This is a genomic window from Corallococcus exercitus (genome assembly GCF_042231735.1).
Classification (GTDB): domain Bacteria; phylum Myxococcota; class Myxococcia; order Myxococcales; family Myxococcaceae; genus Corallococcus; species Corallococcus exercitus_B.
Genome location: NZ_CP102577.1, coordinates 10065076 through 10085060, shown reverse-complemented (window position 1 = coordinate 10085060; position 19985 = coordinate 10065076). Strand labels below are relative to the sequence as shown.

Sequence of the window (19985 nt, the reverse complement as noted above, 5' to 3'; positions counted from 1 at the left end):
TCTCCCGGGAGAGCGGCGCAAGGGGGGCAATCCGAAATCAGCAGCAGGTCTGAGTTCTCGCGAACGCCACCGCCCCGGGTGGCGCTCGCGATGGCGTCCCCGAGCGCGGAGTACACAAGATGAGCAACGAGTTGTCGAAGCGGATCGCCAACCTCTCACCGGAGAAGCGCGCCGAGTTGCTCAAGAAGATGGCCGCGCAGAAGGCCGCCGCGGGCAACACGGTGCAAGGCCTCATCCCGGTGCAGGACCGCTCGCGTCCGCTGCCGCTGTCCTTCGCTCAGCAGCGCCTCTGGTTCATTGATCAGCTGCAACCGGGCACCTCCCTCTTCAACGTGCCCATGGCGGTGCGGCTGGAGGGCGCGCTGGACGTGGCCGTGCTGGAGCGCGCCCTGCGTGAAGTCGTGCGCCGTCACGAGGTCCTCCGCACCACCTTTCGCGAGGACGCCTCGGGGCCCGTGCAGGTCGTGTCGCCGGAGCCGGTGCTCACGCTGGAGCGCAAGGACCTCACGGGCTCATCCCCGGACGAGGCCTGGCGACTGGCCCGTGAAGCCGCGGCCCAGCCCTTCGACCTCTCGAAGGGTCCGCTGTTGCGAGCCCTGCTGCTGACGACGTCACCGCAGGAGCACCTGCTCGTGGTGGTGGTGCACCACATCGTCTCCGACGGCTGGTCCATGACGCTGCTGGTGCGCGAGGTGGCGCTGCTCTACGGGGCCTTCGTGCGAGGCCAGGCGGCCCCTCTGCCGCCCCTGGGCGTGCAGTACGCGGACTTCGGCGTCTGGCAGCGCGAGTGGTTGCAGGGTCCCCGGCTGGCGAAGCAACTCGATTACTGGAAGCAGCAGCTGGCCGGAGTGCCCTCCGCGCTGGAGCTGCCCACCGACTTCCCACGTCCCGCCATCCGTGACGGCCGGGGTGCCCGTCATGACGTGCTGCTGCCTCGTGAGTTGACGGACGCGCTGAGAGCGCTGGCACAGCAGGAGGGTGCTTCCCTCTACATGGCGCTGCTGACGGGCTGGCAGCTGCTGATGGCCCGCTACTCCGGCCAGGAGGACGTCACCGTCGGCTCGCCCATGGCGGGCCGCACGCGCGGAGAGGTGGAGGGCCTCATCGGCCTCTTCGTCAACGCCCAGGTGCTCCGCACGCGGGTGACAGGACGCGACTCCTTCCGCACCCTGCTGCGCCAGGTGCGCGAGACGGTACTCGGGGCCCAGGAGCACCAGGAGCTCCCCATCGAGCGCCTCGTGGAGGAGTTGAAGCCCGAGCGCATCCCGGGGCGGACGCCCTTCTTCCAGGTGATGCTCACCTACCAGGCCTCCTTCCGCGGCGCGGCCTCCGTCGAGGGCGTGAAGCTGGAAGCGCTGGAGCTGGACACCTTCTCCGCCAAGTTCGATTTGACGCTCCAGGTGCTGGAGACGGACGCGGGCCTCAAGGGCTACCTCGAGTACACCACCGACCTCTTCACCCACTCCACCGCCGTCCGCATGGCCGAGCACCTGCGCGTGCTCCTCCACGAAGCCGTCGCGCAGCCCGACCACCGCGTGTCCTCGCTGCAGCTGCTCGCAGGGGAGGAGCGCGAACAGGTACTGGTGGAGTGGAACGCCACGCGGGCGCCCTTCCCCGAAGCGTGCGTGCATTCGCTCTTCGAGGCGCAGGTGCGCGGCGCGCCCGAGGCGGTGGCCGCGGTGTTCGAGGGGACGCAGCTGACGTATGCGCAACTGGACGCGCGCGCCAATCAGCTCGCCCACGCCCTGCGCCGTCGTGGCGTCGGCCCGGAAGTCCGCGTCGCACTCAGTGTCGAGCGTTCGCTCGATACCGTCATTGGCCTTCTCGGCATCCTGAAGGCTGGCGGTGCATGGGTCCCCGTGGATCCGCTCCTGCCCCGTGAGCGTCTGGCCTTCATGCTGGAGGACAGCGCCGCCCAGGTGCTCGTCACCCAGCAGGGATTGGTGGACCGCTTCCCGGAGGCGCTGCATGCCCGCGCGCTCTGCCTGGACACGGAGCGCGGTGCTCTCGCGGAGGAGCCCACGGATGCGCCCAGGACGGGCGTGACGCCCGCGAACATGGCGTACCTGCTCTACACGTCGGGCAGCACGGGGACGCCCAAGGGCACGGCGGTGGAGCACCGCAGCGTCGCCAACCTCGTCACCCATGAGGCGGTGGCCTACGGCATCGGGCCCGGCAGTCGCGTGCTCCAGTTCGCGAGCCTCAGCTTCGACCTGTCGGTGGAGGAGATCTTCACCACGCTCTGCAACGGCGCCACGCTCGTGCTCGCGCCGCTGGAGAGGCTGATGCCGGGCGCCCCCCTGCCCGTGCTGCTGCGGGAGCAGCATCTCTCTGTCGTCAGCCTCACGCCCGCGGCACTCGCGGCCACGTCCTCCGAGGGACTACCGGAGGTGCATACCGTCATTTCTGGCGGTGAAGCCCTGCCCGCAGATGTGGTTGCCCGCTGGGCCCCGGGGCGACGCCTGCTCAATACGTATGGCCCCACGGAGGCCACCGTCATCGCCACGTTCGGCGAGGTGGCCGCGGATGGGAACGTGCCGTCCATTGGCAGGCCGCTGGCGAACGTGCGCGTCTACGTGCTCGACCCGCATGGGCAGCCGGTGCCTGTGGGCGTGCGCGGTGAGCTGCACATTGGTGGCGTGGGCGTCGCGCGTGGGTACGCGGGACGTCCGGGCCTCACCGCCGAGCGATTCATCCCGGATGTCTTCTCCGGTGAGGAGGGGGCGCGCCTCTACCGTACGGGCGACGTGGTGCGCTGGCGCGCGGACGGACAACTGGACTTCATCGGCCGCATCGACGCCCAGGTGAAGGTGCGCGGCTTCCGCATTGAGCTGGGCGAAGTCGAGAACGCCCTGCGTGCCGCCCCGGCCGTGAAGGACGCCGTGGTGCTTGCCCGCGAGGATGCTCCGGGCGACAGGCGGTTGGTGGCCTATGTCGTGGGTGAAGCCCTCGACGTCACGGCCCTCCGTGCCTACCTCAAGCAGCACCTGCCCGAGTACATGGTGCCCGCCGCCTTCGTCTCCCTGGAGACGCTGCCGCTGACGTCCAACGGCAAGGTGGACCGCAAGGCCCTCCCTGCTCCGGATGTGAGCCTGCTTCGGGCCTCGCACGCCTATGAGGCCCCTTCCTCTCCGCTGGAGGAGAAGCTCGCGGCGCTCTGGAGCGAGGTGCTGCGCGTGCCCGCCGTGGGCCGCACGGACAACTTCTTCGAGCTGGGTGGCCACTCGCTGCTCGCCACCCAGCTGGTGGCCCGCGTGCGCGCCGCGCTCGACGTGGAGTTGCCCCTTCGCGCCCTCTTCGAGGCCCCCACCATCGCGGCCCTTTCGGAAAGGTTGCAGCGGGCTTCCACCGGCACACGGCTGCCGCCGCTCACCCGCACGCGCACCGAAGGCCCCCAGCCCCTCTCCTTCGCCCAGCAGCGCCTCTGGTTCCTCGACCAACTGGCGCCGGACGACGCTTCCTACAACCTCCCTGTCACCCTGCGCCTCTTGGGGCACCTGGATGTGGAAGCCCTGCGCCGCGCCTTTGAAGCGCTCGTGGCGCGCCACGAGGCCCTGCGCACCACCTTCTTCGAGCACGAAGGCCAGCCCTTCCAGCGCATCCATGCGCCGAGCGCGTGGGCGCTCCCCATGGAGGACCTGTCTGGATTGGAAGAGTCCGCGCGCGAAGCGGAGACGGTGCGGCTTGCCACCCGCGAGGCCCGGCAGCCCTTCCACCTCGTCCACGGTCCGCTGCTGCGCACCGCCCTCCTCAAACTTTCAACGGACTCCCACGTCCTCCTCGTGACGATGCACCACATCGTCTCCGACGGCTGGTCCATGGGTGTCCTCATCCGCGAACTCGCGAGCCTCTACGAATCCTTCAGTGGCGGCCGCGCGCCCGCACTGCCGCCGTTGCCGGTGCAGTACGCGGACTTCGCCCTCTGGCAGCGCCAGTGGCTGCAGGGCGAGACGCTGGACGCGCAGCTCGGCTACTGGAAGCGGCAGCTGGCTGGTGCCCCCGCGGCGCTGGAGCTGCCCACGGACCGTCCCCGTCCGCCCGTCCAGTCACGGCGCGGCGCCACGGTGCCCGTGCACTTCTCGTCGGAGCTGACGGACTCACTGCGCAGCCTTGCGCAGCGTGAGGGCGCCACGCCCTTCATGCTGCTGCTCTCCGCCTTCCAGTTGCTCCTCTCGCGCTACTCCGGCCAGGACGACATCAGCGTCGGCTCCCCCATCGCCGGACGCACCCACGCCGAGGCCGAAGGCCTCATCGGCTTCTTCGTCAACACGCTGGTGTTGCGCGCCCACGTGCGCCCGGAAGAGACGTTCCGCCAGCTGCTCTCCCAGGTGAAGGCCACCACCCTCGCGGCCTACGAGCACCAGCATGTGCCCTTCGAGAAGCTGGTGGAAGTCCTCCAGCCCTCGCGCGACTTGAGCCGCAGTCCCCTCTTCCAGGTGATGCTCGTCCTGCAGAATGCCCCCGCCGAGGCCCTGCGCGTCCCGGGCATGGCCTTCCAGCCCATTCCCCTGGAGGGCAACTCCTCCCGCTTCGACTTGGCCCTCACCCTCTTCGAGGTGCCCCAGGGCCTCACCGGCTTCCTCGAGTACAGCACCGACCTCTTCGACGCTGCCTCCGTCCAGCGTCTCATGGGCCACTTCGCTGTCCTCCTCTCCTCCCTCGCTGCCCAGCCCGACTCACGCGTCTCCTCCCTGGAGATGCTGACCGCCTCCGAGAAGCAGCAGCTTCTCGTCGAGTGGAACGAGACGGACGTCACCTTCCCTCGCGACACCTGCATCCACCACGTCGTCGCAGAGCAGGCCCGCAGGGCTCCGGACGCCGTCGCCGTGCGCATGGGCGAGCGAAGCGTCACCTACGCGGGCCTCGATGCCTGGGCCCATGGCCTTGCCGTCCAACTGCACGCGGCGGGCGTCTCTCGTGTCGACCGCGTCGCCGTCCTCGCTGAGCGCTCCCCGGAGTTGGTGGCGGGTTTGCTGGCCGTCCTCAAGGTGGGCGCCGCCTACGTCCCCGTCGCTCCCGGTGTCCCGCCCGAGCGTCTGGCTTTCATGCTGGAGGACTCCGCTGCATCCGTCCTCCTCACCCAGCACCACCTCCGTTCCTCTCTGCCTTCGCTTTCCGCGCGCGTCCTCTCTCTGGAGATGGAGGCGGGTGCGACTCAGCAGCCGCTGCCGGTGACGCCGGTGGGCCCGGAGGACTTGGCCTACGTCATCTACACCTCCGGCAGCACCGGCAAGCCCAAGGGCGTCGCCGTCCACCACCGCGCGCTGATGAACCTCGTCTCCTGGCACCAGCGCACCTATTCGCTGACGCCTGACGACTCCACCGCCCTCACCGCGGGCGTCGCCTTCGACGCCTCCACCTGGGAGGTGTGGCCTTCGCTCGCCTCGGGCGCCAGCCTCGTCGTCCCTCCGGACGCCGTGCGCGCGGAGCCCTCCCAACTGCTGCAGTGGATGGCCCGCGAAGCCATCACCACCTGCTTCATGCCGACGCCCCTGGCCGAGGCTGTCCTGCGTGAGGAGTGGCCCCGTCCCATGGCCCTCCGTGCCCTGCTGACGGGCGGAGACGCCCTGCACCACGGCCCGCCTCCCTCGCTGCCCGCCACCCTCTTCAACCACTACGGCCCCACCGAGAGCACCGTCGTCGCCACCTTCACTCCTGTCCCGCCTTCCGCGCGCGACGACGGCACGCGCCCGCCCATCGGCCGCCCCATCGCCAATACCCGCACCTACGTCCTCGACGCGCACCTGCAGCCGGTGCCCATCGGCGTCCCGGGCGAGCTCTTCCTCGCCAGCGAGGGCCTCGCCTGGGGCTACCTCGGCCAGCCCGCCCTGAGTGCAGAGCGCTTCATCCCGCACCCCTTCTCCTCCTCCCCCGGCGCTCGCCTCTACCGCACTGGTGACGTCGTGCGCTGGCGGGCCGACGGCCAGCTGGACTACCTGCAGCGGCTCGACTTCCAGGTGAAGGTGCGCGGCTTCCGCATCGAGTTGGGCGAAATCGAAGCCTCCCTCCTCGCCCATGCCTCCGTGCATGAAGCCGTCGTCCTCGCCCGTGAGGACGTGCCCGGCGACAAGCGACTCGTCGCCTACCTCGTGCCTGCTTCGGGCCAGGCGCTGGACACCACCGCGGTGCGCTCCTTCCTCAAGGAGCGGCTGCCTGAGTACATGGTGCCCTCCGCCTTCCTCGTCCTGGAGGCCCTGCCCCTCAACGCCAACGGCAAGGTGGACAGAAAGGCCCTGCCGGCACCGCAGGGCACCGCGCTCGCCTCCACCTACGTCGCGCCGGGAACGGCCACCGAGGAGCAGCTCGAGGCCCTCTTCACGCAGGTGCTGCGCGTGGAGCGCGTGGGCATCCACGATGACTTCTTCTCGCTCGGTGGCCACTCGCTGTTGGCCACCCAGCTCATGTCCCGCGTGCGTGCCACCTTCCGGCGCGAGCTTCCCGTGCGCGCGCTGTTCGAGGCCCCGACCGTGGCCGGGCTTGCCCAGCGCATCGACTCCGCACGGTCCTCCGGGGTGCAGGCTCCGCCGAGCATCCCCCGGGTGCGTGCCACCACGGCGCCCCTGTCCTTCGCGCAGCAGCGGCTCTGGTTCCTGGATCAGCTCACTCCGGGGGATGCGTCGTACAACATCTCCAGCGCGCTCAGCTTGAAGGGCCGGGTGGACGTGGAGTCCCTTCGCCGTGCCTTCGAGTCGCTCGTCCAGCGCCACGAAGCCCTGCGCACCACCTTCCGCGAGCACCAGGGTCAGGCCACCCAGTCCATCCATCCTCCGAGTGCATGGACCCTGCCCCTGCATGACCTGTCCGCCCTGCCCGAAGCACGGCGCGACGCCGAAGCACGACACCTGGTCACCGAGGACGCTCGCCAGCCATTCCAGTTGGAGGAAGGGCCGCTCCTGCGCACCGCCCTCGTGCGGCTGGGAGAGGAAGACCACCTGTTGCTCGTGACGATGCACCACATCGTCTCCGACGGTTGGTCCATGGGCGTCCTCGTCCGCGAGCTGATGGCCCTCTACGAGGCTTTCAGCGCGGGCCGGAGCCCGTCGCTCGCGCCACTGCCCATGCAGTACGCGGACTTCGCGGCGTGGCAGCGCCAGTGGCTCCAGGGCGAGACGTTGGAGACGCACCTCAAGTACTGGAAGCAGCAGCTCGAGGGTGTGCCAGCCGCGCTGGAGCTGCCCACGGACCGTCCGCGTCCACCCGTGCAGTCGCACCGGGGCGCCACGGTGGACGTGCGCATTCCCGCGGAGATCGCCCACGTACTCAAGGCGCTGGCGGGGCGCGAAGGAGCAACACCCTTCATGGTGCTGCTCGCGGCCTTCCAGGTGCTGCTGTCTCGCTATGCCGCCCAGGAGGACGTCAGCGTGGGCACGCCCATCGCGGGCCGGACGCAGGCGGAGACCGAAGGCCTCATCGGCTTCTTCATCAACACCCTGGTCCTGCGCGCCCACGTGGCGCCGCGCGCGACGTTCCGTGAGCTGCTCGCCCAGGTGCGCGGCACGACGCTCACGGCCTACGAGCACCAGCACATGCCGTTCGAGAAGCTGGTGGAAGCGATCCAGCCCGTGCGGGACACCAGCCGCAGCCCGCTCTTCCAGGTGATGTTCGCCCTGCAGAACACGCCCACCGAGACGCTCCAGGTTCCGGGCCTCTCCCTGCGGCCCCTGCCCCTGGAGGCCCACTTCTCGAAGTTCGATCTCACGCTCTCCCTGCAAGAGCTCCAGGAGGGGATGATCGGCACGCTGGAGTACGCGACGGACCTCTTCGACGCCTCGACGGTCCAGCGGATGGCGGGCCACTTCGGCGTGCTTCTGGAGGCCATCGCCGCGAAGCCGGACACGCGGCTGGGCGACCTGCCCCTGCTCACCGCTTCCGAGCGCCAGCAGCTCCTCCTCGAATGGAACCCGGCTGTCACTGAAATCCGGCGTGAGCCCAGCATCCCCGCGATGGTGGAGGCCCAGGCGCGCCGCACGCCGGATGCGCTGGCCGTCATCACGCCCGAGCGTCAACTGACCTACCGCGAGGTGGACGCGAAGGCGAACCAGCTTGCCCACCGTCTGCGCGGTCTGGGCGTCGGTCCAGAAGTCCGCGTCGGCCTGTGCGTCGAGCGCACCGAGGACCTCGTCATCGGTGCCCTCGGCATTCTCAAGGCCGGTGGCGCCTACGTGCCGCTGGACCCCAGCTACCCGCGTGAGCGCCTGGGCTGGCTACTGGAAGACGCCCAGGGCCCCGCCCTCGTCGCCCACTCGCATCTGCTCTCTGCGCTGCCTGAAACGTCCGCCACGCCGGTGTGCCTCGACTCGGATGTGGAGCTGGCGAAGCAGCCCACTACGCCCCCCGCCGTGGGCATCCACGCCGGACACCTCGCCTACCTCATCTACACCTCCGGCAGCACCGGCCGGCCCAAGGGCGTCGCCATCTCCCACGGCAACGCTGTCTCCTTCCTCCACTGGGCGCTCGCGACATTCTCTCCTGAGGAACTGAAGGGCACCCTCGCCGCGACGAGCCTCAACTTCGACCTCTCCGTCTTCGAGCTCTTCGCCCCATTGAGCAGCGGCGGCGCGGTGGTGGTGGCGCGCAACGCCCTGCACCTGGCGGAGCTGCCTACCGCTTCGCACGTCACCCTGGTCAACACGGTGCCCTCCGCAATGGCGCAACTGCTGCGCCTGAATGCGGTACCGCCGGGAGTACGCGTCATCAACCTCGCGGGCGAAGCCCTGCCGGAGACGCTGGCGAAGCAGGTCTACGCAGTGCCCACGGTGCAGAAGCTCTACAACCTCTACGGGCCTTCCGAGGACACCACCTACTCCACCGCCTCCCTCGTCGGCCGTGACGAGGTACCCCTCATCGGCAGGCCTCTCCCCGCGACGCGCGCCTACGTGCTGAATGCGTCGCTACAGCCGGTGCCCGTGGGTGTGGCCGGAGAGCTGTACCTCGCAGGTGAAGGCCAGGCGCGTGGCTACCTGCTGCGCCCGGAGCTCACCGCGGAGCGCTTCCTGCCCGAACCCTACGGCCCCCCGGGTGGCCGCATGTACCGCACAGGTGACCGCGTCCGTTACCGCATGGACGGGCGGCTGGAGTATCTCGGCCGCATCGACTTCCAGGTAAAGGTGCGCGGCTTCCGCATCGAACTCGGAGAGATTGAAGCAGCGCTCCGCCGCGCTCCGGGCCTCAAGGACGCCGTCGTCGTCGCCAAGGGCGAAGCCGCTGACAAGCGGCTGGTCGCCTACGTCACCGCACGCGACGGCCACTCGCTGGACTCCGAGGCCCTCAAGGCCCACCTCCGGCAGCAGCTGCCCGAGTACATGGTCCCCTCGGCGCTCGTCGTCCTGGAGGCCCTGCCTCTCAACGCAAACGGCAAGGTGGACCGCAAGGCCCTGCCCGAGCCGGGCAACCTCGAGCGCTCGTCCGACTTCATCGCGCCACGGAACGACACCGAGGAGCAGCTGGCCGCCCTTTTCGCGGAAGTGCTGCGCGTGGAGCGCATTGGCGTCCGGGACGACTTCTTCGCGATGGGAGGTCACTCCCTCCTGGCCACCCAGCTCGTCTCCCGCGTGCGGGCCACCTTCGGCGTGGAGCTGCCGCTCCGCATGTTCTTCGAGGCGCCCACGGTGGAGGCGCTCGCGACGAAGCTCGACGGCGCCCAGCGCTCCGAACATCGTCCACCGCCGCTGCGTGCTTCTTCGCACGAAGGCGCCCTGCCCCTGTCGTTCGCGCAGCAGCGGCTCTGGTTCCTGGATCAGCTCACCCCGGGTGACGCGTCGTACAACATCCCCACGGCGCTGCGCCTGACGGGCCGCGTGGACGTGGAGTCCCTGCGCCGTGCCTTCGAAGCGCTGGTCGCCCGCCACGAATCCCTGCGCACCACCTTCCATGAGCACCAGGGCCAGGCCACCCAGCGCATCCACGCGCCCGGCGCATGGACCCTGCCGCTCTTCGACGTGTCCGGCCTGCCAGAAGCGCGGCGCGAAGCCGAGGCCCAGCGCCTCGTCGCGGAGGATGCCCGTCAGCCGTTCCACCTGGAACGGGGACCGCTGCTGCGCACGGCCCTCGTGCGGCTCGGCGAGGAGGAGCACCTGCTGCTGGTGACGATGCACCACATCGTCTCCGACGGCTGGTCCATGGGCGTCCTCGTGCGCGAGCTCGTGACGTTCTATGCGGCCTTCACCCAGGGTGCCGCGCCGGCCCTCAGCCCCCTGCCCCTGCAGTACGCTGACTTCGCGGCGTGGCAGCGCCAGTGGCTGCAGGGCGAGACGCTGGAGGCGCAGCTTGGATACTGGAAGCAGCAGCTCTCCGGAGCGCCCGCAGCGCTGGAATTGCTGACGGATCATCCGAGGCCGTCCGTCCAATCCCATGCGGGCGCGGCCCTCTCCCTCCAGCTCCCGTCCGAAGCCTCCCAGGCCCTCAAGGCCCTGGCCCGGCGCGAGGGCGCCACGCCCTTCATGGTGCTGCTCGCGGGCTTCCAGCTCCTGCTGTCGCGCTACGCCAGCCAGGACGACGTCAGCGTGGGCACGCCCATCGCCGGCCGGACGCAGGCGGAGACCGAGGGCCTCATCGGCTTCTTCGTCAACACGCTCGTCCTGCGCTCCCACGTCCAGCCGAAGGCGACCTTCCGGCAGCTGCTGGCCCAGGTGCGCGGCACGACGCTCGCCGCCTACGAGCACCAGCACCTGCCCTTCGAGAAGCTGGTGGAGGTCCTCCAGCCCGTACGGGACACCAGCCGCAGCCCGCTCTTCCAGGTGATGTTCGCCCTGCAGAACGCGCCCACCGAGGACCTGCGCGTCCCCGGCCTCGCCTTCCAGCAGGTCGCCTCCGACGCGCGCTCCGCGAAGTTCGACCTCACCCTGACGCTGCAGGATTCACCGCGGGGGTTCACCGGCTGGCTGGAGTACAGCACCGCCCTCTTCGAGCGGAGCACCGTGGAGCGGATGGCCAGCCACCTGCGCACGCTGCTGGAGGCCGTGGCCGCGAAGCCCGAGCAGGCCCTGTCCGAGCTGCCGCTGCTCTCCCTTGAGGAGCGCCAGCGCATCCTCGTGGACTGGAACGACACCGGGGCCGCGAGCCCCATGGACGTCCCCGTCCACGTCCACTTCTCCCAGCAGGCCCGGCGCACGCCCGACGCGGTGGCCCTGGTCCTGGGGGATGCCACGCTGACGTACGCCCGGCTCGAAGCCCGCGCGAACCAGCTGGCCCATCACCTGTGCTCGCTGGGCATCGCTCCCGGCGCGCGCGTCGGGCTCGCCGTCGAGCGTTCGTTCGAGATGGTCATTGCCCTGCTCGCCATCCTCAAGGCGGGCGCGGCCTTCGTCCCCGTGGACCGCAATGCCCCGGTGGAACGCATCGCGATGCTGCTGGAGGACGCCGACGTCGGCGTGGTGCTCACGCATCAGCCCTTCGCGTCCAAGCTGCCCGCGTCCGGCACCCGAGTGTGGCTGGACGCGCAGCAGGACGTCCTGGCCACGCGGCCCACGCACGCGCCCGATGTCCGCGTGGATGGGGAGTCCCTCGCCTACGTCATGTTCACCTCGGGCTCCACGGGCCGTCCCAAGGGCGTCAGCGTTCCCCACCGGGGCATCACCCGTCTGGTGCTCGGCAGCACCTTCATGCGCTTTGGGCCCGATGAGGTGTGGCTACAGCTCGCGCCCATCGCCTTCGACGCGTCCACCCTGGAACTCTGGGGCGCGCTGCTGCACGGCGCGAAGCTCGTCCTCCCTCCGGCCCACGCCTTGTCGCTGGAAGAACTGGCGGAACAGGTGCGTCGCCACCGCGTGACGACCCTGTGGCTCACCACGGCCCTCTTTGAGCAGATGGTCCTTCACCAGGGCGAAGCCCTGGCGGAGGTGCGCCAGGTCCTCACGGGCGGCGACGTCATGCCCTGGTCGCGACTGCGCGATCACCTCCCGCGTCTCGCCGAAGGCGCGACGCTGATTCATGCCTACGGTCCGACGGAGAACACCACCTTCTCCACCACGCTGCCGTTGCACCGCGATATGCGCGTGGAGGGGCCCGTCCCCATCGGCCGTCCCATCCCGAACGCCACGGCCTACGTCTTCGACGCGCACCTGCACCCCGTGCCCGTGGGCGTCGCGGGCGAGGTGTACGTGGGAGGCCCCGGCCTCGCCTGGGGCTACCTCCACCGCCCCGAGCTGACCGCGGAGCGCTTCATCCCCCACCCCTTCGCCTCCACTCCCGGCGAGCGCCTCTACCGCACCGGCGACAAGGCGCGCTGGCTGGAGGATGGCACGCTCGACTTCCTGGGCCGCGTCGACTTCCAGGTGAAGGTGCGCGGCTTCCGCATCGAGTTGGGCGAAATCGAGTCGGGCCTGCGCGCCTTCCCGGGCGTCAACGAGGCCGTCGTCGTGGCCCGCGGCGCTGACGCGGACAAGCGCCTCATCGGCTACGTCACCACGCACGACGGACTCGGGTTGGACGCGGACGCCCTCAAGGCCAGCCTCAAGCAGCGGCTGCCCGAGTACATGGTGCCCGCCTCGCTCCTGGTGCTGGAAGCCCTACCGCTCAACGCCAACGGCAAGGTGGACCGCAAGGCCCTGCCCGAACCGGGAGATGCACCGCGCGCGGCCACCTTCGTCGCGCCGCGCACCGCGACCGAGGAGAAGCTCGCGGCCCTCTTCGCCGAAGTCCTCCGCGTGGAGCGGGTCGGCATCCGCGACGACTTCTTCGCGTTGGGGGGACACTCCCTGCTGGCCACCCAGCTCGTCTCGCGCGTGAGGGCCGGGTTCGGCGCCGAGCTGCCGTTGCGGGCCCTGTTTGAAGCGCCCACCGTCGAAGCCCTCGCACCGAAGCTGGAGGCAACGCCATCCGCCGCGCTCCGTGCGCCGCCGTTGCGGCCCGCGTCTCGCGAAGGCGCCCTCCCGCTCTCCTTCGCTCAGCAGCGCCTCTGGCTGCTGGATCAACTCCAGCCCGGGGACGCGTCGTACAACATCCCCACTGCGCTGCGGCTGAAGGGCCAGGTGGACGTGGAGGCCCTGCGCCGCGCCTTCGAAGCGCTGATCGCCCGCCACGAGTCCCTGCGCACCACGCTCGCCGCGTCCCATGAGGCGCCGTCACAGCGCGTCCAGGACTCGGCGGCGTGGGAGTTGCCTGTCGTTGATCTGACCGCACTGCCGCAGGCGCAGCGCGAGGAGGAAGCCCAGCGCATCGTGGCCGCGGACGCCCGTCGTCCGTTCCACCTCGCCACGGGACCGCTGCTGCGCGGGATCCTGGTGCGTCTGGGAGCGGAGGAGCACCTGCTGCTGGTGACGATGCACCACGTCGTCTCCGACGGCTGGTCCATGGGTGTCCTCGTTCGCGAGGTCGCGGCCTTCTACGAAGCCTTCAGCACGGGCAGCACGCCGGCCCTCGCGCCGCTGCCGGTGCAGTACGCGGACTTCGCCACGTGGCAGCGCAGCTGGCTCCAGGGTGAAGTCCTGGAGGCGCAGCTCGATTACTGGAAGCAGCGGTTGGCAGGAGCCCCCGCCGCGCTGGAGCTGCCCACGGACCGACCGCGTCCGCCCGTGCAGTCCCACCGGGGCGCCACGGTGGACGTGCGAGTCCCCGCCAGCATCGCGGACGCCCTCAAGGCCCTGGCCCAGCGTGAAGGCGCCACGCCCTTCATGGTGTTCCTCGCGGCGTTCCAGGTGCTGCTGTCGCGCTACTCCGCGCAGGACGATGTCAGCGTCGGTTCCCCGATCGCGGGCCGGACGCAGGCGGAGACCGAAGGCCTCATCGGCTTCTTCGTCAACACGCTGGTCCTGCGGGCGCGCTTGAATCCACGCGCGACGTTCCGCGACCTGTTGGTCCAGGTGCGCGGCACGACGCTCACGGCGTACGAGCACCAGCACCTGCCCTTCGAGAAGCTCGTTGAAGCGATGCAGCCCACGCGCGACCTGAGCCGCAATCCGTTGTTCCAGGCGATGTTCGTCCTGCAGAACATGCCGGGAGAGGTGTTGCGCCTGCCGGGGCTGTCCATGCAGACGCTGCCGCTGGAAACCCACTTCGCGAAGTTCGATCTCTCCCTGGGCCTGCGCGAGGCCCCCACGGGAATGACGGGCACGCTGGAGTACGCGACGGACCTCTTCGACGCCTCGACGGTCCAGCGGATGGCGGGCCACTTCGGTGTGCTGCTGGAGGCCATCGCCGCGAAGCCGGACACGCGGCTGGGTGACCTGCCCCTGCTCACCGACTCCGAACGTCAGCAACTCCTCGTCGAGTGGAACCCGGAAGCAGCACTGGCGATTCGCGAGCCGAGCATCCCCGCGATGGTGGAAGCCCAGGCGCGCCGTACGCCGGATGCCCTGGCCGTCATCACGCCCGAGCGGCAGCTGACGTACCGGGAGGTGGACGTGAGGGCCAATCAGCTCGCCCACCGTCTGCGCGGCCTCGGAGTCGGTCCCGAAGTCCGCGTCGGCCTGTGCGTCGAGCGCACCGAGGACCTCGTCATCGGCGCTCTCGGCATCCTCAAGGCCGGCGGCGCCTACGTGCCGCTGGACCCCAGCTACCCGCGTGAGCGCCTGGGCTGGTTGCTGGAGGATGCCCAGGGCCCTGCCCTCGTCGCCCACTCGCACCTGCTCTCTGCGCTGCCTGAAACGTCCGCCACGCCGGTGTGCCTCGACTCGGATGTGGAGCTGGCGAAGCAGCCCACTACGGCCCCCGCCGTGGGCATCCACGCCGGACACCTCGCCTACCTCATCTACACCTCCGGCAGCACCGGCCGGCCCAAGGGCGTCGCCATCTCCCATGGCAACGCTGTCTCCTTCCTGCACTGGGCCCTTGCCACGTTCTCCCCGGAGGAACTGAAGGGCACCCTCGCCGCGACGAGCCTCAACTTCGACCTCTCCGTCTTCGAGCTCTTCGCCCCGCTGAGCAGTGGCGGCACGGTGGTGGTGGCACGCAATGCCCTGCATCTGGCGGAGCTGCCTACCGCTTCGCACGTCACCCTCGTCAACACGGTGCCCTCCGCCATGGCGCAACTGCTGCGCCTGAATGCGGTTCCGCCCACCGTGCGCGTCATCAACCTCGCCGGTGAAGCCCTGCCGGAGACGTTGGCGAAGCAGGTCTACGCCGTCCCGACGGTGCAGAAGCTCTACAACCTCTACGGGCCTTCCGAGGACACCACCTACTCCACCGCCTCCCTCGTTGGCCGCGACGAGGTGCCCCTCATCGGCCGCCCGCTCCCCGCGACGCGCGCCTATGTGCTGGATGCTTCATTGCAGCCGGTGCCCGTGGGCGTGGCAGGAGAGCTGTACCTCGCGGGTGAAGGCCAGGCACGCGGCTACCTGCTGCGCCCGGAGCTCACCGCGGAGCGCTTCGTCCCGGAGCCGTACGGTCCTCCCGGCGGCCGCATGTACCGCACGGGCGACCGAGTCCGTTACCGCATGGACGGGCGGCTGGAATACCTCGGCCGCATCGACTTCCAGGTGAAGGTGCGTGGCTTCCGCATCGAGCTGGGCGAAATTGAAACAGCCCTCCGCCGCGCTCCGAGCCTCAAGGACGCTGTCGTCGTCGCCAAGGGCGAAGCCGCCGACAAGCGGCTGGTCGCCTACGTCACGCCCAAGGCGGGCGCCTCGCTGGAAGCGGAAGCCCTCAGGGCGCAGCTGCGTCAGGGACTTCCCGAGTACATGGTGCCCGCAGCCTTCGTGGTGCTGGACGCCCTGCCCCTCAACGCCAACGGCAAGGTGGACCGCAAAGCCTTGCCGGAGCCCGAGGCGCCGCAGTCGGTCAGCACCTACGAGGCACCTCGCACTGAGACGGAGGCGAAGCTTGCTTCCATCTGGGCAGAGGTCCTCCGTCTGCCCCAGGTCGGAGTGAAGGACTCCTTCTTCGAGCTGGGTGGCCACTCGCTATTGGCCACGCAGGTGGTGTCCCGCGTGCGCGCGGAACTCGGTGTGGAGCTGCCGCTGCGTGCCCTCTTCGAATCCTCCACGGTGGAAGCCCTGGCCGGACGGCTGCACGGGAGCACGGGCACGCATGCGCCGAAGCTCACCCGAGCCACGCACGAGGGCCCGCTGCCGCTGTCCTTCGCCCAGCAGCGGCTGTGGTTGCTGGATCAGCTCCAGCCGGAGGACGCGTCCTACAATCTCCCGGCGGCACTCCAGCTCACAGGACACCTGGAGGTGGAGGCCCTGCGTCGCGCCTTCGAGGCACTCGTCGCCCGTCACGAAGCCCTGCGCACCACCTTCCACGAGTATCAGGGTCAGCCCACACAGCGGATCCATGCTCCGGCGGGCTGGACGCTGCCGCTCACGGACCTCTCCTCCCTGCCCGGGGATCAGCGCGAGAACGAGGCCCGGAAGCTGGCCGACGAAGAAGCCCGGCGTCCCTTCCGTCTCACCACGGGCCCCCTGCTGCGCAGTGCGCTGGTGCGCCTGGCCGAGGACTCACACCTGCTGCTGGTGACGATGCACCACATCGTCTCCGACGGCTGGTCCATGGGCGTCCTCGTCCGCGAGCTCGCCTCGCTGTACGCCGCGTTCCATGACGGCAAGGAGCCCGGCCTCACGCCGCTGCCCGTGCAGTACGCGGACTTCGCGGCCTGGCAGCGGAACTGGCTCCAGGGTGAGGCCCTGGACGCGCAGCTCCACTACTGGAAGCAGCAGCTCTCCGGAGCACCCGCGGCGCTGGAGCTGCCCACGGACCGCCCGCGTCCGCCCGTGCAGTCCCACCGGGGCGCGACGGTGGAGGTGCGCATTCCCTCGGAGGTCTCTCACGCGCTCAAGGCGCTGGCCGGACGCGAGGGCGCCACGCCCTTCATGGTGCTGCTCGCGGCCTTCCAGGTGCTGCTATCGCGCTACTCCGCGCAGGACGACATCAGCGTGGGTTCACCCATCGCCGGCCGGACGCAGGCGGAGACCGAAGGCCTCATCGGCTTCTTCGTCAACACCCTGGTCCTGCGCGCCCAGCTGAATCCGCGCGCGACGTTCCGTGAACTTCTGGCCCAGGTGCGAGGCACGACCTTCGCGGCGTACGAGCACCAGCACCTGCCCTTCGAGAAGCTCGTCGAGGCGGTGCAGCCCACGCGCGACCTGAGCCGCAGCCCGCTCTTCCAGGCCATGTTCGTCCTGCAGAACACGCCCACCGAGGCGCTGCGTCTGCCGGGACTGTCGTTCCAGGCACTGCCGCTGGAAGCCCACTTCGCCAAGTTCGACCTTTCGCTGGCCCTGCAGGAGGTTCAAACGGGACTGGCCGGTTCGTTGGAGTACGCGACGGACCTGTTCGACGCGGCGACCATCCAGCGCATGGCGGGCCACTTCGGCGTGTTGCTGGAGGCCATCGCGAAGAGCCCCGACACCCGGCTGGGCGACCTGCCGCTGCTCACCGGCTCCGAGCGCCAGCAGCTCCTCGTCGAGTGGAACCCGGAAGCATCACTGGCGATTCGCGAGCCGAGCATCCCCGCGATGGTGGAGGCCCAGGTGCGCCGTACGCCAGACGCCCTGGCCGTCATCACGCCCGAGCGTCAACTGACGTATCGGGAGGTGGACGCGAAGGCGAACCAGCTCGCCCACCGTCTGCGCGGTCTGGGCGTCGGTCCTGAAGTCCGCGTGGGTTTGTGCGTCGAGCGCACCGAGGACCTCGTCATTGGTGCTCTCGGCATTCTCAAGGCCGGTGGCGCCTACGTGCCTCTGGACCCCAGCTACCCGCGTGAGCGCCTGGGCTGGTTGCTGGAGGATGCACAAGGCCCCGCCCTCGTCGCCCACTCGCATCTGCTCTCCGCGCTGCCCGAAACCACCGCCACAGCGGTGTGCCTCGACTTGGATGCGGAGCTGGCGAAGCAGCCCTCTACTGCGCCTGCCGTGGACATCCACGCTGGGCACCTCGCCTACCTCATCTACACCTCCGGCAGCACCGGCCGTCCCAAGGGCGTCGCCATCTCCCATGGCAACGCTGTGGCCTTCCTCCACTGGGCGCTCGCGACGTTCACCCCGGAGGAGTTGAAGGGCACGCTCGCCGCGACGAGCCTCAACTTCGACCTCTCCGTCTTCGAGCTCTTCGCGCCCCTCTCCAGTGGCGGCGCGGTGGTGGTGGCACGTAACGCCCTGCACCTGGCGGAGCTGCCCACCGCCTCGCACGTCACCCTCGTCAACACGGTGCCCTCCGCCATGGCGCAGCTGCTGCGCCTGAATGCGGTGCCTCCAGGGGTGCGCGTCATCAACCTCGCGGGCGAAGCGCTGCCAGAGACGCTGGCGAAGCAGGTCTACGCCGTGCCCACGGTGCAGAAGCTCTACAACCTCTACGGGCCTTCCGAGGACACCACCTACTCCACGGCCTCTCTCGTCGGCCGCGACGAGGTGCCTCTCATCGGCCGCCCCCTACCCGCGACGCGCGCCTACGTACTGGACGCTTCATTGCAGCCGGTGCCCGTGGGCGTCGCAGGTGAGCTGTACCTCGCCGGTGAAGGCCAGGCGCGTGGCTACCTGCTGCGCCCGGAGCTCACCGCGGAGCGCTTCGTGCCAGAGCCGTACGGCCCCCCGGGTGGCCGCATGTACCGCACGGGGGACCGCGTCCGTTACCGCATGGACGGGCGCCTGGAGTACCTGGGCCGCATCGACTTCCAGGTGAAGGTGCGCGGCTTCCGCATCGAGCTGGGTGAAATCGAAGCAGCGCTCCGCCGCGCTCCGGGCCTCAAGGACGCTGTCGTCGTCGCCAAGGGCGAAGCCGCCGACAAGCGCCTCATCGGCTACGTCACCGCACGCGACGGCCACTCGCTGGACTCCGAGGCCCTCAAGGCCCACCTCCGGCAGCAGCTCCCCGAGTACATGGTGCCTTCCGCGCTCCTGGTGCTGGAGGCACTGCCCCTCAACTCCAACGGCAAGGTGGACCGCAAGGCCCTGCCTGAACCCGACGCCCTTGGCGTCGCGGCCCGGGACTTCGTCGCTCCCCGTGATGCGCTTGAGCTGCAGCTCGCCCGTATCTGGGAGGACGTCCTCGGCGTCCGCTCCGTCGGTGTCCGCTCCAGCTTCTTCGAGCTCGGCGGCCACTCCCTGCTCGCCGTGCGCATGCTCGCCTCCATCCGCGAGCGCCTGGGCCTCAGCCTTCCGCTCTCCGTCCTCTTCCAGCAGCCCACCGTGGAGCAACTCGCCCTGGTGCTCCGAGACGCCTCCCAGGCCTGGACGCCCCTCGTCCCGTTGGAGCGTGGAGAGCCCGGTCATCGGCCGCTCTTCCTCGTCCATCCGGGCGGAGGCAACGTCCTCGCGTACTCGGAGCTGGCGCGCCGCCTGGGGCCTTCACTGCCCGTCTACGGCCTCCAGTCGCGTGGCCTCGACGGACGCCCCGTCGCGGAATCCATCGAGGAGATGGCGGGCCTCTACCTCGAAGCGATCCGCTCCGTGCAGCCGCAGGGCCCCTACCAGCTCGGAGGCTGGTCCCTCGGTGGCGTCATCGCCTACGAGATGGCCCGCAGGCTGCGTGAGGCCGGCGAAGCCGTGGACCTGCTCGCGCTCATCGACGCCCACGTGCCCGGGCTCACGCGGCCTTCCGGGGAGGACAGCCACCTCTCCTCCGAGGCCCGGGTGAGGATCGCCTTCGCCCAGACCACCGCCACCGCCTTTGGCCAGGAGCTCTCCGTCTCCGCCGAAGCGCTGGCACAGGGCGACGACGCCGCGATGCTGGATCACCTGCTGCGGGAAGGACTCCGGGCGCACATCCTCGACGCGCACTCCGGTCCCGCCCAGCTGCGTGCCCTCTTCCGGGTCTTCCAGGCCAACCTCTTCGCCCAGGAGAAGTACGTGCCCCGCCCGTACGACGGCACCGCCCTGCTCTTGAGCGCCAGCGAGGCCCCCTCCGAGTTCCCGCGTCACCGAGGCTGGGAGCCCCTGGTGCGTGGCGGCCTGGAGGTGAGCGACGTCCCCGGCAGCCACCATGAGCTGCTACAGGATCCGCACCTCGGCTTCATCGTGGAGCGACTGCGGGTGCTCCTCACCCGTGCATCGGGCAGTGAGCCCCAGGCACTCACGGGAAGTTGAGCCCCTTCTGCCTCGTGCCTGATCCGTCAG

At 69.9% G+C, this 19985-nt stretch carries 1 protein-coding gene; it reads left to right on the top strand.

Annotation, left to right across the window (positions count from 1 at the left end):
* The first annotated feature begins 119 nt into the window (after positions 1–119).
* Positions 120–19955 carry a non-ribosomal peptide synthase/polyketide synthase gene (locus tag NR792_RS40420; RefSeq protein WP_375758003.1) on the top strand — a complete coding sequence of 6612 codons (19836 nt, stop codon included), beginning with the start codon at positions 120–122 and terminating at the stop codon, positions 19953–19955.
* Positions 19956–19985: the final 30 nt, after the last annotated feature.

Excerpts from the sequence above, each read along its gene's own strand:
- NR792_RS40420 (WP_375758003.1), top strand. The coding sequence starts at position 120 with ATGAGCAACGAGTTGTCGAAGCGGATCGCCAACCTCTCACCGGAGAAG.